13 protein-coding genes are annotated in these 17849 nt (G+C 29.0%); 5 read left to right on the top strand and 8 right to left on the bottom strand.

Going from position 1 to position 17849, the window contains the following annotated elements; genetic code table 4:
- Nucleotides 1-11: 11 nt before the first annotated feature.
- Nucleotides 12-1244 carry an IS3 family transposase gene (locus tag VBM91_RS01240; protein ID WP_323189024.1) on the top strand — a complete coding sequence of 411 codons (1233 nt, stop codon included), beginning with the start codon at nt 12-14 and terminating at the stop codon, nt 1242-1244.
- 44 nt (nt 1245-1288) lie between these two features.
- Here VBM91_RS01240 and VBM91_RS01235 read toward each other — a convergent pair whose 3' ends face one another.
- The 7 genes from VBM91_RS01235 to nadE all read right to left on the bottom strand — a co-directional run bounded on the left by VBM91_RS01235 (nt 1289) and on the right by nadE (nt 9349).
- The gene (locus VBM91_RS01235) at nt 1289-2530 is read right to left on the bottom strand and encodes a CNNM domain-containing protein (RefSeq protein WP_323189023.1); all 1242 of its coding nucleotides are present in this window, start codon (nt 2528-2530) and stop codon (nt 1289-1291) included.
- Nucleotides 2531-2581: 51 nt separating this feature from the next.
- Nucleotides 2582-4069, bottom strand: a complete 1488-nt coding sequence (locus tag VBM91_RS01230) for a DnaB-like helicase C-terminal domain-containing protein (protein WP_323189022.1) — start codon at nt 4067-4069, stop codon at nt 2582-2584.
- Entirely contained in the window at nt 4056-4517 is a 462-nt protein-coding gene (gene rplI / locus VBM91_RS01225; RefSeq protein WP_323188374.1) for a 50S ribosomal protein L9, read from the bottom strand. Before rplI ends, VBM91_RS01230 begins: the two co-directional genes overlap by 14 nt.
- Nucleotides 4498-6537, bottom strand: coding sequence for a DHH family phosphoesterase (locus tag VBM91_RS01220; protein ID WP_323189021.1), 2040 nt, complete (start codon nt 6535-6537; stop codon nt 4498-4500). The genes rplI and VBM91_RS01220 overlap by 20 nt, the downstream gene beginning before the upstream one ends.
- A gap of 140 nt (nt 6538-6677) precedes the next feature.
- Nucleotides 6678-7820, bottom strand: coding sequence for a ZIP family metal transporter (locus VBM91_RS01215; RefSeq protein WP_323189020.1), 1143 nt, complete (start codon nt 7818-7820; stop codon nt 6678-6680).
- Nucleotides 7820-8548 carry a YebC/PmpR family DNA-binding transcriptional regulator gene (locus VBM91_RS01210; protein ID WP_257088921.1) on the bottom strand — a complete coding sequence of 243 codons (729 nt, stop codon included), beginning with the start codon at nt 8546-8548 and terminating at the stop codon, nt 7820-7822. Before VBM91_RS01210 ends, VBM91_RS01215 begins: the two co-directional genes overlap by 1 nt.
- Nucleotides 8549-8560: 12 nt before the next feature.
- The gene (gene nadE / locus VBM91_RS01205) at nt 8561-9349 is read right to left on the bottom strand and encodes an NAD(+) synthase (protein ID WP_323189019.1); all 789 of its coding nucleotides are present in this window, start codon (nt 9347-9349) and stop codon (nt 8561-8563) included.
- A gap of 290 nt (nt 9350-9639) precedes the next feature.
- Here nadE and VBM91_RS01200 point away from each other — a divergent pair, with 290 nt between their 5' ends.
- From VBM91_RS01200 to VBM91_RS01185, 4 genes are read left to right on the top strand one after another with little or no spacing between them, the layout of a single operon-like run.
- A complete protein-coding gene (locus VBM91_RS01200) occupies nt 9640-10353 on the top strand; it encodes an MPN527 family putative ECF transporter permease subunit (RefSeq protein WP_323189018.1) in 714 nt (237 codons plus the stop codon).
- A gap of 10 nt (nt 10354-10363) precedes the next feature.
- Nucleotides 10364-12691, top strand: coding sequence for a class I tRNA ligase family protein (locus VBM91_RS01195; RefSeq protein WP_323189017.1), 2328 nt, complete (start codon nt 10364-10366; stop codon nt 12689-12691).
- Nucleotides 12692-12701: 10 nt separating this feature from the next.
- Nucleotides 12702-15347: an endopeptidase La gene (gene lon / locus VBM91_RS01190; protein WP_323189016.1), complete on the top strand. Its 2646-nt coding sequence runs from the start codon at nt 12702-12704 to the stop codon at nt 15345-15347.
- A gap of 6 nt (nt 15348-15353) precedes the next feature.
- Nucleotides 15354-16844: an APC family permease gene (locus tag VBM91_RS01185; RefSeq protein ID WP_323188367.1), complete on the top strand. Its 1491-nt coding sequence runs from the start codon at nt 15354-15356 to the stop codon at nt 16842-16844.
- A 24-nt stretch (nt 16845-16868) separates the two neighbouring features.
- On the opposite strand, the gene VBM91_RS01180 is transcribed toward VBM91_RS01185, so the two are convergent.
- On the bottom strand, nt 16869-17366 hold the full coding sequence (locus VBM91_RS01180) for a dUTP diphosphatase (RefSeq protein ID WP_257088930.1): 498 nt from the start codon (nt 17364-17366) through the stop codon (nt 16869-16871).
- Nucleotides 17367-17849: the final 483 nt, after the last annotated feature.

Here is a 17849-nt window from a genome sequence, read left to right as displayed (position 1 = left end):
AAGGAGTTATTATGAAACAACTAAAAGAAGAACAATGACTAGAACTTTTTTCAGACTATGATGATTATAAGAAGAGTTTAATGTCAAAAAATGATTTTGAAATTAAATATCGAGCGATAAGAGGTGTTAGCTTTTTTGACAAAAAATCTACATATTCGAAGAGGAATTTTTTAGAGAAATATAAAAGATATAATTTAGGAATGACAAATCTAATATCACAAACAGGTAAATCTTCTAAAAAAGGTAAAGGATCTGGGAGACCTAAAAAATCAAAAATTACACCAATGGATATTGTTAAAAAAGAATGAGAAAAAATGCCAAAAGAACAATTGATTGAAATTTTGGAAATTTTTAAAGATTCATTCGATAGGAATAACTTTGATGTTGATATATCTAAAATCAAAAAAACTTCTGTTTCAACTAGAAAATTAGCGATTATATTTAACAGATCAAAATCAACAATTCATAATTGAAAAAGCAAAGAGCAAAAATCTAAAACCAAAAAAATTGATCATAAAAATGATGAATTAATATTAGAAGCTTTTAAAAAGAATAAATGTATATTTGGAAGAAAAAGATTAGAAAATTACATTAAACAAAAATATCAGATTTTGCTTAATTATAGGACTATTGGCAGAATTATGAATAGATTGCAATTACATTGTTTAATTAGAAGAAAGAAAAAAGATAGAGAAAGAAAAAACACAAATGTTAAATTTGTAGACCTTGTAAAACGTGATTACAATGGAAAAACCAACCAAATAATCGCAACAGATGTTACATATATTACAGCACCAAAAGATTGTGAAAACAATTTTGTTTTTTTGTCAATTGCCATTGACCACAAAAGTGAATTTATTGTAAATTACAATTTGTCAAAAATAAATGATTTAGATTTAGTTATGAAACACATGTCAAAAATAAAATTGAACAAACAATGAATAGCACATTCAGACCATGGTTTCCAATATTCATCTAAAGATTATTTGCAAACAATATCTAAAAATAATGGCATTGTTTCAATGGGGAGAGTTGGCAACTCTCTAGACAACAGAGAAGCAGAATATTTCTTTTCCATTTTAAAGTCTGAATGTTTAAAATTAATTGATATAACCCAGATAACTTTTGATGATCTTAGCAAAATAATTAATGAGTTTATTTTTTGATACAATAATGAAAGAATTCAATCAAAATTAGATTGAAAAACACCCCAACAACATTGAGGTGTTATTATGTCTAATTAAACCTTCTGTCCATTTTTAGTGTCCCAGTTTATTACTGCTACTTTTTATAATTTGTTAACTTCAATGATTGCCGAATATTTTTTATTTTTAACTAATTCAATAACTTTGAAGCTAATTTCATCTTCGATAGTGAATTTTGTTGATTTAAGTAGTTTAGTTGAATTTGTCTTAGTTAATAAATAAGTTTTCAAGTCCATAGCTTTTTCATCATCACTTATAAGTTCTTCATCAATCTCAAGTTGCTTAATTAAATCAGACATTTTAACGTTTGAATGAGCTTTAGCTCTTTCAAGTGAAATTTCATAAATTTGCTCATCATCATCGTATTCATCATAGATTTCTCCAATGATTTCTTCAATGATGTCTTCAATTGTAATGATACCTAAAACATCTGTAGAGTTGTTGTTTTCAACAACAAAAGCCATTTGAGCTCTTGCTGCTCTCATTTTTTCAAGAGCACTTGAAAGAATTGAGTTAGCTGAAATGCTTGGAACTTGTTTCATATAATTAATCACTTTACCTTTTTTAAGTGAGAATATGTCTTTTAATAAAACAATTCCAATAAGTTGTCCATCTTTTTCAATTGGTAATCTTGAATAGTTTGTATCCTTGAATATTTCAATCGCTTCTGCTACACTAGCTTTATAAGAAATGTAAGTTACATCTTTTAATCTAATGTAGTGTTGTGCAACTTTTGTTGAATCTAAATCTAAAGCATTTTGAGCTAAAATACTTTCTCCGGTTTGCAGCACCCCTTCCTCGTTAGCAAGTGCTAGCATTGATTTAATGTCACTTTCTGAGTTTGTAACATAAACATTTTTGCTAAGCTTGCTAATAAAGAAAGTGATTGGAAAGAATATTCAGAACATTAGTTCATTGAATAAACAGAAAACCTTTAAGTATCTAATTGGATTATTTTTAGCAATTAATTTAGGTGTTATTTCACCAAATAATACTAAGATTGGAGTAACTACTACTGTTGAGATAATAACAACAAGTGAGTCATTATCAGAAAGATATTTTGATAAAACATAAGACATTGTAGCTGATGAAGCTACGTTAACTAAGTTGTTACCAATTAAAATGGTACTTAGAATTTGATTGTATTTTTTAACTTGTTTGTCAATTAACTTTCCAAATCTATGTTCGTTTTCAACTAATTCATAAACTTTAGCAGGTGAAACTGTTGAGTAAGCAGTTTCACTTCCACTAAAGATACTACTTAAAATAAATAATATAAGCATAACTATGCATAAAACAATTGTAATTACTGTTTTACTATCCATAGTACACCTCTAAAGAATTATTTTTTTGGTTCCTATAATAACCGGAGTCCATTAAAATCCACCTCTTTCATTCGTCATATCGTCTAAAAATTGTACATACTTACCTGTGTAAATTAAAGTTGCTTGACCAGGTTCACCATTACGGTTTTTAGCAACTGATAGGGTCACAGGGATTGATTCGAATTTTTTAACTTCGTCATCATCATTGTGTGCTGATTTTTTAAGTTTCTTTCTACTTAAGAAAATAACAATGTCAGCATCTTGCTCAATTGATCCGGATTCTCTAAGGTCACTTAATTGTGGACGCTTGTCTTCTCTATTTTCAACACTTCTGGATAACTGTGATAGAGCAATAATTGGAATTTTAAGCTCTAGAGCAAGGGTTTTTAGTGAACGTGAAATCATCGCAACTTCGTTTTGTCTATTTCCTGTTGCTTGATTTCCACCTGAAATCAATTGTAAATAGTCAATTACAATTAAGTCCACTTTGTTTGTGTTTTTAATTAAATGTTTAATTTTAAAAATGATTTCATTAATTTTTGATTTAGGATCATCATCAAATCAAATTTGATTTTCATCAGGTGTTCTTTGCATACTTGAAACAACGTGATGAATTTTCATTAAATCTTCATAATTGTTTTTTAAGAGTTTGATATTTTGCAATTTGTACATATCTATTAGTGTAGAAGTTGCTAAATATCTAGTTGTAAGTTCTGATGTAGGCATCTCAAGAGAAATAAAAGCTACATTTTTTGGTTTACCATCTTTCATTCCTTTTTCAATAATGTTTCTTGCAATGTTTAATGCAAGCGCGGTTTTCCCTACCCCTGGACGAGCAGCCAAAATAATTAGCTGACCAGGTTTAAATCCTTTAACATATTTATCAATTGCATTAAATTCTGTAAGAAGAGCTTTTTCTTCATTTTCATCATTCTTAAGGCGACTAAAGTATTTCTCAAGAGCGCTTTCAAGTGAAATAAATTCACTATTTTTGATTGATAAATTATTACTGCTAATAATGAAGTTTTCAACATCAGTAACAATGTCTTCTCAAGTAATTTTAGGATTTTGCCCTAATACAGCTAAATAATTACTAAAGAAAGCTTCTGCTTGTCTTCTTTTGTGAAGTTCAATTAACTTTTCAACATTTGGCAAAAAGTTTTCATCTGAAGAAAGTGTCGAAACAACTTTGTTTAATGTTTCAATTGATAAAGGAGCTCATTCAAGACTCGGGTTTTGAGCTTTGAATTTAGGTATTTCGTTTAAAAGTGTGTTGTAATCAAAAATGTAATTTTGATTAGGTTCACTTGCTTTTCTAGTTTTTAAAAATCTAAATAATGTAGAGTATTCAGGGTTGAAAAATGCTTCAGGGACAAGGTAGTCTAAACCAAGAGATTGTTTTTCAGTATCATTAATTATCGTACTTAAAACTTGTCTTTCGATTTTTTCATCTTTGTACAAAGTATTTGCTAAAGGACGAATTGTTGTTTCAACTCACTTGTATAAAGAGTTTTGATTGTTTCTATTATTTCTTAACATTTTTAATTTTAATTTCCACTCTTAAAGTTGCTTTTATATCTTTGTATAAAACAATTTCAACATCGTGCAATCCTTCTGAAACTAAATGCACTTTTTGGATTGAATGTTTTGGTAACTTGTAACCTAATGAAGTTAATTTTTTATCAACATCTTTTGTAGATACTGAACCGTGTACATTTAAATTAGAATTTCCATCAATATTAGCTTCTAAAGTAAATTCTAATCTTAACTCTTCTAATTTTTCTTTAAGTCTTAAAGCACCTGTTCTTTTTTCATGTTCATCAGCTGATAAATCATCTAATCTTCTTTGTAATTGTCTTGCAGTTTGTTCATTGTATGGAACTCCAAAACCATTTTTAACTAAGTAGTTTGAACCATAACCATTTGATACTTCGATAACTGTGTTAGCTTTTCCATCTTTACAATCTTTAATTAGTATAACTTTCATCTTTTAACTCTCTTTCTGTTGTTGTTATTGCGTGGTGCACATTGTTAACAAATGTTTCTAATTCTTCATTTGAAATAGCAGCAGCTGTTCCAAAGTGTCCACCTCCACCAACTTGCTCAGTAATAATCTGAACGTTTGTATTTATACCTCTAGCACTAAGTTTGTATAAGTTTGTCCCCTTAAGTCTTGCGATAACGAAGGAAGCAACTCTACCTTTTGTTTTAAGAAGTTCATTAGCAGCCATTGAAATAACGTCAGCTTCAACTTCGATTGGAGAATATGCTAAGTAGCAACCTTTTTTAACTTCTTGTGCATTTTCTAAAATAGTATTAATTTGTTCTTTTGTTGTTTCATCAATTTTAAGAATTTCGCTTCCTTCAACTACATTTGCGCCTTTTGATTGCAACCAAGCACTTGCTTGGAATGTTCTAGCTGAGACTGATTTTGTAAATTGTACTGTATCAACTAAAATACCACCTAAAAGTAATTGAGCACATAATGGCGAGAATTTTCATTCCCTATCTGTGAGCATAAAAATTTCAGTAACAATTTCTGAAGCTGAAGAAGCTGTTGTTTCAACATAAATATTTGTAACGGGACAATAATCAATTTGTTTTCCGACTCTGTGGTGGTCAAATACGAAAATATTTTCCCTGTCTGCATTTAAAATAGCATCCTTATTATCTGTACGACTTGGATCTGAATTATCTACAAACACAACTAATGTGTTTAAGTCTGTTAATCTTGATGCTTTATTTGCGCTTATGATAATTTTTTCTAAGTTTAAATCTGTATCTTCATAAACGTTGTTTTTGTGACTAAGTTCATCTCTAAAATATGTTGTAGTCATATCGAATGATTCAGCACATATGTAAGCTTTCTTACCTCTTTGATGAGCTAAATATGCAATTCCATATGAAGAACCTAATGAGTCCATATCTGCTGATTTGTGTCCATAAACAATAACTTTTGTAATTTGGTCGCTATCAAGTTTTTTAAGAAACTCATCTGAAATTTTCTTAATTTTAGTCATATTATTGTTAGACACAATTTCGATATTTGAACCATAATAAATTGCAGTCTCGGTATCACTGAAAATCGCAACCTGGTCTCCTCCACGGTTTTGAGCTTGAACTAAAGCTTTTTTAGCTTGCTCTAATTTCTCTTTAAGCGAGCTTCATCCTCTAGCAAACCCAACACTAAGCGAAAGTTTACCGATTGATGTGTCCGGAACATTCTTTTTAATATTTGTAAATAAAGAAAACTTATCTTTAGACATATTGTAAAGTGAAACCTGGTCTGTAATAACAATGAACTTACCATTTGTATATTGTCTATAAATTAAGTTGTATTCTTTTGAATATTCATTGAATGTATCAATAATTGTTTTATTAACTAAGTAAAGTTGCTCTTCAGATAAGATTGATTGATACATTTGGTAGTTATCAATTTCAATTTCACCAATAACAGTTTTTTGGTCATGAACTTCATTTTTAAATAAAGTTTCAGTTGTAATATCACGAATAATTATGATGTTTGATAATGGTCAGAATTGAGCTTCATAAATGTTTTTATTATTTTCAAACTCAATTTTAGTTTGATTCATATCAAGCTCTAAAAATTCTTTGTTATCTGAAATTGTTGTAAAAAATGTCTTAATGTGAATATCAATAAAATCTTTGTGAAACTTGTTTTTGATAAAGTTACTTGCTCAAATGATTTTATGTTCAGCATTGTAAATAACAAATCCGATGTTATTACTTGACATAATATCTTCAGTAAATGAATCAAAAGAGTTTTTAACAATGTTTCTTGACCTTGCAAAAATCTTTGTAATTCAAACTAGTGTAATTGCTAGTGATGCAAAAACTAAAATCATTGCGACAACAACTAAACCAATTTCTCAAGTTAATGCAGTTGCTTCGTTATTTTTTACTAAAATTGAAGTTAGCAAAATAAACAGAATTACAAAAACTACACATAAACACGAAAGTAAGCTTATTTTGTATTTTGTTTTCATTCAAATCCTTTTTGTTTGTGTTGTAAAAATTTAAATATTTAATATTTAAATTATATAAGTTTTGCAGAAATTGTTATCAATATGTTTTATTACATCGAAAATATCTACAGCAATATGATAAATAAAACAAAAACTCACAATTAATGTGAGTGATTGTGTGTATGGAATGAAAGAATTAATGCAGCAAAGATTACACCAATAAATAAGAATGCAAGGATGAAATATCATTTTTTCTTCGACATATGTGAATGATAAAACTCAGGAATAAACTCAATTAAAGTAGTGAAAATGAAAATTCCTGCGATTGCTGACATCATCATTCCTTTTAGTATTCAGTTTTTCTCAATTGCTGCACCTGCATAGCAACCAATTAGCATAAATGGTAAAAATAATGAAAGCCCTAAAAATGATAATAACAATGATTGAATTCTTGAGTATCCTGCTTCTCTAAGTCTGAAATAGAAGATTGTTTCTTCAGGGATTAAGTGTAAAACTAAAGAAGCAAAATAAGCCATAGTAAGTGAGTTTTCGTGACCGTTTGCTGCTAAATTTAAGTTGTATCCTAATAATAATCCTTCTGGAATTCTGTGAGTTAAAAGTAGTAACAAAGCAATAACTTTTAATTTATTTGAAGCTGAATTAATCGCTTCTTGTTCAGCTTTAATAATTGACTCATCATTTGAAAAGATGTAATCAGGATGATAATGAACGTGTTTTGAGTTATTATAATTTTTACTTTGTCTTAAAAATATATTTTGATTTTTATTATATTTCTTAACTTCGTAAAAATGTTCTGAATGTGGGTGTGAGAAATCAAAATCACCGTGCTCGTGTTCATCACCGTGATCGTGGTCGTGAACAAATGCGTTTAACTTTCTATTATTTGATTTTTTAAGTTTTTTATTAATTTGATAAGTAATTGCATACTTAAGCGTGAATGAAAATAAGATACCTACAGCAAGACCGACAACTACGACTAAAATGCTATACCCATAGACGTTTACATTGTCTGTTCATGCACCTTGATTTGCTAATTCAAGCGATTCTCTTAAAAAACCAAATGTAGCTAACACTAAGAAAAAACCTGTTGAAAATGAGTATAAATAAAATGACAGATTTTTTCAACCATTCTTACTTAATTTAATAAGTGGGAAAATGAATGAAAGAATAGTTGGTATAGCTAATAAGCAAAGTAATGTGACAAGTATTAGAATGAAGTAAGATAACCCTTCATTACCTGTGCTTAATTTGAGGGTTTCGAAAAAATCTCTAATTATTTGCATTATTCTTCAGTTTCGATGTTATGATAAACATCTTGAACGTCATCATCCTCTTTTAATTTGTCTGCAAATTCTAATAATTTGTCTTTCTTTTCTTGATCATATTCTACATACATATCTGGTACATATGTTACTTCACATTGGATAAAGTCAATTTGACCGAATTTATCTTCAATTGCATTTTTTAAATCTGTGAAGTTTTCAGGTAATGTTGTTAATACAAATGATTCATCATATGTTTCAACATCTTCTGAACCATTTTCAAGTGCAACTTCCATTAAATCATCTTCATTAACTAATTCTTTAGCAATTTCAATGATTCCTAATTTTCTGAATGGATATGGAATTTGACCTGTTTTACCTAATGTAGCATTTTGTTTGTTAAAGTATGACTGAATATTTGATTTAACTCTGTTAAGGTTGTCTGATAATGTAACAACGATAAATGTTGCTCCTCCACCTACAGTAGCGTTAAAAACAGTTTCAATAAATGCGTTTGCATTTTTATCTCCAGCTGCTTTTGCAATTGCTCTTTCAATGTTGTCTTTTGGCATATTTTTTGATTTAGCCTTAGCAATTGCTAATTTTAAAGCTGGGTTAGTATCAGGATCTGCTCCTAATCTTGCTGCAACAAAAATTTCTTTAGATAATTTTTGAAAAATTTTTCCTCTTGCTGCATCTTGTGCGCCTTTTCTATGTGCTATATTCGCTGCGTGTGAATGTCCTGCCATAATTTATCTCTCCTAATCTATATCATTTGGTTTATAAATTGAATCTCTTTTGTGTTGTGAGATTTTATGTTTATATTCAATTTTCTTAATAACTTCTTCTGGTAATACTGATTTGATTTGTTCATAGTCATTTAAGTGATCTAAATAAAAATCAAGTTGAGCATATGATAAACCTAATTCATCTTCATCAGTTTGATTTTCTCATAATCCTGCTGATGGTGCTTTGTTAATAATTTCACTTGGTACATTTTGAAGTGAAGCTAAAAATCTAACTTCACCTTTTGTAAGATGACAAATCGGAAGTAAATCAACTCCTCCATCACCATACTTTGTGAAGTAACCAATGAATGTTTCATCTTTATTATCTGTTCCTAACACAAGTAAATTATTTTCTTGAGCTAGAGCATATAAAGTTGTCATTCTTAAACGCGGTTTAATGTTAGCAACTGCTAATTGATTTTTAACATTAACTTGCTTGCTTAAAGCGTTAAAAGCATCAGTTAAATCAATGTACTCAAATTTATCATCAAACTTTTCTTCAAGTTTTTTAATATGTTCTAAATCACTTTGTAACATTCCATTGACTGACATCACAACTCCTTTAACTTTTAAAGGAAGTTGTTTTGCTATTGCATACACAAGTGAAGAATCGATCCCTCCACTGATACCTACAATAAAACCATAGCAATTAGCTTCTTTTGCTTTTGTTACTAAAAAGTCTTTAATAACTTCAACATAAGATAATCCATTTTCTTTGTCATAATATGGTTTGTTATCTTTATAAAACGTAATCTTACCCATATTGCCTCTTTATTAACTAAATTGAATATTTTTAACAAAATATTAATTGTAAAAATATACTTAATTTTACCATAACAATCTAAAAAATAAACTGAATATATTACTTTTTAATTGTTTAAAATTCAACACACTTGTTTTTTATAGTCATATGAAAAATGAACTAATTCAGTCTCTAGTTCATAATTTGTTCTTTTTTGGATTTTTTTACTAATAAGATGAAATAATGATATTATTTAATGAATATATTTTTATATCGCGAAAAGTAAAAAGTGTAAAAAAGGAGGAAAATAATGCAAAAAAAACAATTTTTAGTTTGAAATAACGAAAATATGAATGTTATTTTCAAGATGGCTTTCACAGGTTTGATGTTAGCTATTTCTATTGTTTTCAGCATTATCGGAAGTTTCATTCCATTTAATTCATTTTTAACTTTCAATTTCCTTTTAATTTCAGCTTTTTTAACTGCTTTTATTATCGATATTCAATATTCATTAATAATGCTTATTTCAAACTTTTTGATAAGTCCTTTTATAACAATTAAATCAACTACATTAGATATTGCATTTCTAGGAAACTTTATTCTTTTATTAATGCAAGGTGTCTTCGTTTTCAGTTCTTATTTATTTGGAAAATTATTATGAAAATCTAAGCTTAAAAAAGAACTTTCAACCCTTTTAATCTTAGGCATAAGTTCATTAGTAACAATTGCAATAATAACATTTTTGAATACATTTTTATTTAACTTAATTTATTTCAAATTATTCAAGCAACTAGATGCTGTTTCGTTTAATGAAATGATTGCTAACTATGATAAAAAATTCAAAGTTTTCTTCTTTGGTATTCCAAATTATTTTGCAGGTTCTATCGCTTTATATTTATCATTTAATTTGAGCAATATTGCAATAAATTATTTTATAATTTATATATTTATTTTTACCTTATCTAAAACTAAGTTTTTAGATAACATCCTAAATAATTTCACAGTGAATAAGTGTGATTCATAGAAAGGTGTTTATGTCAAAATTTAACTTTAAAGAAATTGATTCAAAGTGAAGAAAAATCTGAGCAGAAACTAATGCTTTTGAACCAAAAGATGATTTTAGTTTACCTAAAAAATATGTCTTAAGTATGTTCCCTTACCCAAGTGGAAAATTGCATATGGGACACGTTCGTAATTACTCAATCGGTGATGCTGTAGCTAGATACTTTAGAAGAAAAGGTTTCAATGTCCTTCACCCATTTGGTTGAGATGCTTTTGGTTTACCTGCTGAAAATGCAGCAATCAAAAACGGAACACATCCAAAAAGCTGAACATATCAAAACATTACATCAATGGATGATGAAATTAAAAGATTAGGAATTTCATTTGCTTGAGATTATGAAACAATCACTTGTGATGCCTCATACACAAAATGAGAACAATACATTTTCATCAAACTTTGAGAAAAAGGTTTAATTTACAAAAAGAAAAGCTCATTAAACTGATGTGAATTTGACCAAACAGTTTTAGCTAACGAACAAGTTGAAGATAACAAATGTTGAAGATGTGGAAATCAAGTTATTCAAAAAGAAATGGATACTTACTACTTAAAAATTACCGAGTATGCTGATGAATTACTTGAAGACCTTAAATCTCTTGAAGGACATTGACCTCAACAAGTTCTTACGATGCAAAAAAATTGAATTGGAAGAACTGAAGATTACAAATTAACATTTGAATTTGCAGATAACAGTCAAAACACACTTAATGTCTATGAATGAAATTTAGATTACATTTCAAAAATTGATTATGTTGCTATCTCAAATAAACATAAATTAGTTGATGCCTTAAAAGAAGCAAACTACTTTAATCAAGAAGCTTTAGACTTACTTGAAGAAATCAACTTAAACTTTGTTAAAAAAGAATTTTCAAAGAAAATTTTTATCAAAACACCTTACACTGTTAAAAATCCTTTCGATAGTAGCTTAGTTCAAGTTATCATTACTGATTTTGCATCAAATAATCCAAACAAAGATGCAACTATCGTTTCATCAAATAATCAAACACACACCACTTTTATGGAAGTTAACCATTTAGACTTTTTAGATAATAATTTAGTTCAAGTTGAAGAAACTAAATTAACTAAAGAAGTTAAATACAACTTACGTGACTGAGGTATCTCAAGACAAAGATATTGAGGAACACCAATTCCTCTTGTGCACTGTGAAAAATGTGGAACAGTTCCTGTTTCGCTTGACCAATTACCTGTTTTATTACCTGAAGAAGTTAAGTTCACGGGTCAGGGTAATCCACTTTTAACTAATGAAGAATGAATGAATACAACTTGTCATCTTTGTGGTTCAAAAGCAACAAGAGAAACTGATACATTAGACACATTCTTTGAATCAAGTTGATATTTCTTAAGATATACAACACCATCAAACTTACGTGACGAAGTTATTTTCAAGAAAGAAAACTTAGATTACTGAAATTCAGTTGACTTATACATCGGTGGAATTGAACACGCTATTTTACACTTACTTTATGCAAGATTCTTCACCAAAGCATTATCTGACTTAGGTTTAGTAAACTTTAGAGAACCATTTGCTAATTTATTAACTCAAGGTATGGTGCTTAAAGATGGTGCTAAGATGTCTAAATCAAAAGGTAATACAGTTGAACCTGGAGAAATGATTAACACCTATGGCGCTGATACAACTAGATTATTTATCTTATTTGCAGCTCCTCCTCAAAAAGAACTTGAATGAAGTGATTCAGGTGTTATTGGATGTTTTAAATTCATCAATAGACTTTACGATAGAAGTTCTGAAATTGATGTAAATTCAGACTTTAAAAACATTGACAAGTCAACCTTAAGTGCTCAAGAAAAAATTGCAAGACTCAAACTTTACCAAGGAATGCAAAAACAAAAGAACACATTTGAAAGTGATGATAATTCATTCTCATTTAACACTTTAGTTTCTTGAACTATGGAAATTATGAATGAATATGATTCAATCACAAAACCTGAATTAATCACAGAAATGTTCTATGTTTTATTAAACATTCTTGAACCATTCATTCCACACGTTGTTTGAGAATTATCAAGCAAATACTTTGACTCAAAAAACCTATATGACTTTGCTATAGATAATTCTGCATTAGAAATGGATGAAGTAACTTATGGAATTACAGTTAACGGAAAAGTTAGAGCTGAATTAACAGTTTCAAAAACAGCACAAAAAGAAGAAGTTTTAGAAAAAGCAAAAGAACAAGTAACAAAATGATTAGAAGGTAAAGAAATCGTCAAAGAGATCTTTGTACCTGGAAAAATCGTTAACATTGTTGTAAAAGACAAATAGAAGGAGAATGATGACTTTTAATGAATATATTAAAAAAGCGAAAGCTGATAAATCAGGCTATATAACATTCTTTGAAACACCAGATTTTTATTCAATTCCTGGTGGTTTTATGGAAACTGAGGTTACAGAAAAAGTTCTTGTTGAAGATCTTAAAAAGAACCGTGAAGAATTACTTAAAGAATCAGGAAGAGCAGTTGTTTTATATGCAAAACCTGAATCAACAGATGAAATTGTTTATGGTAACTATGTAAAACCACTTGAAGTAATTTATAAAGCTACAACAGATTCATTTATCGTAGTTTATAAAGTTATTTCACAATTCTATTTACCTAATGGATTCAAAATGCTTGAAACTCTTCCTGAAGGAGTTCAATCACACGTTGAATATAAAGGTTTCATAGGTTCAGAAAATGGAGAAGGTGGAGCATTTGTTGACTTGCCTGCTACATTATCTAAAAAAGAATTAAGGGAAGTTTATGACTACTTGCAAACTTTCTCAATTTTTGCAGGTGTCGGAATTGACCTTGAAGAAGATAAACCACAACAATTTGCTGATTCCGATTTTATTGGCTTATTTAAAACTGAACCTTTATCAGGAAGACACTTTACATTCACAAGTATTGTCGATTTAACAAACAGATACTTTGAAGGTAGAACTGATAGATTCTCTGAAGATTATGCAAGTGCATTAATCGCTACTTTCTTAAACCACATTTCACCTGTAGTTGTTCCAGAAAGACTTGAAATTTTCAAAGAACCATACAACAGATTTTGATACCAAACTTACTTAATTCAAGCTACTGCAAAAATTAATGAAATTCTTCAAGCAGAAACAGAATTAAAAGGTAAGATGACACAAAAATTAAGTAAGCAACAAACAGAATTCTTACTTAGAGAAAAATTAAAAGCTCTTCAAGAACAAATTAAAGAACTTAACCCATCTGCATCTGATGATGAGTATGCACAAATCATCAATTCAAAATTCAAAGACATCTTCCCTGAAAGTGTTATTAAACTTATTGATGCCGAAACTAAAAAATCAGAAGAAATGGTTCCTGTTTCTCCTGAAGCTTCAATCATCAAATCATACATTAATACTCTTAAGAAACTTCCTTGAAGAAAAGTTCAACACGAATTATTAGACATAAACAGAGTTAGAGAAGTTTTAGATAAACACCACTATGGTTTAAATGAAATTAAGCAAAGAATTATTGAATACTTAGCTGTTATTATTAAAAACAACCAAGTTAAAAAACTTGATGAAAATAAAATCAAGATTGATGATAAATTTGAAATTGACCTTTCATTGTTTAAAAACAATGAAGAAACAAACACATTTAACAATGTTCCTATCTTAACTCTTGTCGGTCCTCCTGGAACAGGGAAAACATCACTTTCAAAAGCTATCGCAAGTGCTTTGAATAGAAAATTCGTTAAAGTTTCACTTGGAGGAGTTCATGACGAAAGCGAAATTAGAGGACACAGAAGAACTTACGTAGGAGCTATGCCTGGAAAAATCATCAAAGGAATGATGTATGCAGGAGTTTCAAACCCTGTTGTCCTTCTTGATGAGATTGATAAAATGGCATCTGATATGAAAGGTGATCCAGCAAGTGCAATGCTTGAAGTTTTAGACCCAGAGCAAAACACAAGATTCCAAGATCACTACTTAGAACACGAATACGACTTATCAAAATGTATTTTCATTGCTACAGCTAACTACTACGAAAACATACCACCTGCATTAATTGACAGGGTCGAAGTTATTGAATTATCTTCATACACATTGAGTGAAAAATTAAGCATTGCTAGAGAACACTTAATACCAAAAGTGCTTGAGCAAGCTACTTTAGCTGAAAAATACTTCCAGATTTCAGATGATATGCTTAAATACATCATTCAACATTACACACTTGAAGCTGGAGTCAGAGGTCTTAAACGTACATTAGATAAGATTGCTAGAAAAATAGTTGTTAAGACTTTTGATGAGCCATCATTAAAAGAATATGTAATTACACTTGATAAAATCGAAGAATTACTTGGTGTAATTAAATTCAAACAAGAAGAAAAAGAAGAAGATGTTGTTCCAGGTTTAGTAACAGGATTAGCTTACACATCATTTGGTGGCTCAACATTGCCGATCGAGGTAACTACATACCCAGGTAAATCAGAAATTAAGTTAACTGGTTCACTTAAAGAAGTTATGCAAGAATCAGCTCAAATTGCTTTAACTTTCGTTAGAGCAAATGCTGAAAAATTCGGTGTTGATGAGTTTGATTTTGAAAACAATACAATTCATATTCACGTACCTGAAGGAGCAGTCCCTAAGGATGGACCAAGTGCTGGTGTAACATTTACAACTGCAATTATTTCTGCTCTTTCAAAAAGACCAGTTCCTAACACAATTGGAATGACTGGTGAAATTACATTAAGAGGAAAAGTCCTTGAAATTGGTGGTTTAAAAGAAAAATCATTTGCAGCTAGTCAAAAAGGACTTGAAATGATTTTCATACCTGAAAACAATATTAAAAACTTAAAAGACATTCCTTTTGAAATTAAAGAAAACTTAACATATGTACCTGTTAAAACATATGATGAAATTTACAATGTAATTTTCAATAGTCAAAAACCTTCTAACGAAATAAAAGCAAAATAATAAAAAATGCAAAAGCAGTTCACACAGAAAAGTTTTACATTTTTTACAATTAATTTTGTCGTTGGTATAGGTTTTATAACTACAATATCAACAATTATGAACATATCTTACTGAGGGTATCTTGTAATGATACTCTCAGCATTTATATGCTTCGGAATAATGTTGGTATTCTCTAGATTATCAAATCAATATAATGATCACTACGGTGGTTCGTATGCTTACGCAAGACATTTAGATGATGATGTTGTTGATGGTAAATTAACAAAATCAAAGAAACGCGGTCTTAGAAATCTTGTTTTCTTCATCGGATGAAACCAATTTATTCAAACACCACTTTTATCAGCGATTGCACCTTTATTCTTAGCTGATGTTGTTGAAATCATACTACCTAAACCAGAAGAATTTCCTCAACACAGCTTAGTTATGTGAATAGTTAGAGGGATTTCGATCTTACTATTCATTTCCATAATTGCTATTTCAACAATTGGATTAAAAACAAATAAGAAAATTATTTTCATTGCCTCATTATTTAAATGAATAATACTTATCTTAGCCATCTTTGTAATGTTAGTTGCTGTTTCAAAGGAAGCTACATTACCTGACTCGGCTACATACAAAAAAGTTACACCTCAATTAATTATCGCTGATGTTCTTTTATTTATGTATGCTTTTGCAGGAACTGAAGATGTTGCTGCTATGGCTAAAGATGTTAAGTTCAAGAGTTTTAGAAAAATATTATTAACATCATTAGCTTTCATATTTGGATTTTATCTAATATTCTTTTCACTCTATTTATTCATACCAAACTCATTAAAAGTAACTAATGGAGATGGCTCAAACGAAATTTCAAAAATATACACCTATGGATTAGGTGCATTTGGAGTTTCTATCTTCATTATTGGATTATTATGTAATGATTTAGGATTTAGAATTTTTCAAACAGTTGCGACTGCTAGAAAGCTTGTTCCTCTTTCTGAAGATGGTTACTTATTCAATTCATTGCATCATAAAAATAAAAAGGGTGAATTTAAAAATGCGATCGTTTTCTCTACAGTTATAATAATGATTTCAATGATTACATTATGACTTGTTCCTACTATATTCTTAGATAAAGAATATAGCGATGAGTTCTTCAAAGCAACAATTATAACCAGTTCGATTGCATTATTAATTGAAGACTTAATCACATTCTTTATAGCATTCAGATTAGCTGCAAAGAAAAGAATTTCAAAAATACCTGTTTGAGAAAAAACTATTTACATTATTGATATTTGTATAATGTCATTTATCTTATTAATCACATTCTTCCCTTGAATTTTAGGTGGCCAATGAGAATTCAAAAATACAGTATCAATTATCATTTACGTAGTATTTATTGGGGTTGGTTTTGCACTAAAACTTCTCAATAAATACAAACACAAATTCAAAATTTACAATAAATGAATTGCTAAGCACAATAAGCAATTTGATAATTTAATTTTTATAAAAAATAAATAACCAACTTCTGTAGCTGGTTATTTTTTAATAATTATTTTTAATACGGTCGTAGTTCTTTTGATTTTTAAGAACATACGCATCATATAAATCTTCATATGTAAACCCTAACATTACAAATGAACCCAATGCAACTTGAAACGCGTGTTCGATATTTGATTTATTAACTTTTTTCATTATGTTTGCTAATGAAATAAATAAATGTTGGAATTGAATGTTTATATCCTGATTAATTATTTTTGGTTCTATTTCAGGTAGAACATCAAATTTATAAGCAAAATTAACTAAGAAATGGATTAAATCAGCAAATTCTTCAGTTACAGCTAATTTATTTACATTCTTTTGTGATTTTCAATATTTAAAACTTTGAACTTCATTTACATATTCAGCAGCTTCAATTAAAAGCGCTAGAGTTTTTTGAACTATAAAGTCTTCTTTGTTAAATGTTGGATTAAGACTTAAACTTTTTTCTCTGATTTTATTATCCAATTCTTTTTGCATCTCAAATATCTTTATTAAATTCATGTTCTAATTATATTACAAATAAATGTTTGTATATTTAAACTTTTACAGCTTGCAGACTATGCTTTTAGTTTTTGAGAAGTTAAATAAAAAATCAGAGAACTGAATCTCTGATTTTCAAATTATTCGTTTACGAAGTCTTCTTCATAATCATCATCAGATGCATATGAATCTTCAAATGAGTTTTGTAATTCTTCGTTTTCTTGTGCTAAGTCACTTAAAACTTCGTCTAAGTCACCCATTTTTTCAGATTCTTTTAATAAGTCTGATGTGTACTTGTTAAAGTCTTCTGAAATGTATACATTACCATTTTCATCTTCAAGTGTATCATCTAAGATAATTTTGTTTGTGAAGTATGAACGTGGGTCGCGAATGTCATATTTACCTTTAAGTTGGTAATTTGAGTTTGTTCCAGCAGGAATTTTGTGACCTAAAATAATGTTTTCTTTAAGACCGTCTAAGTTATCAACTCTTTCTGCGATTGAT

The organism is Mycoplasma sp. 2248 (assembly GCF_034863245.1).
Lineage (GTDB): Bacteria > Bacillota_I > Bacilli_A > Mycoplasmatales > Metamycoplasmataceae > Mycoplasmopsis.
This window is presented reverse-complemented; position numbering and strand designations above follow the sequence as displayed.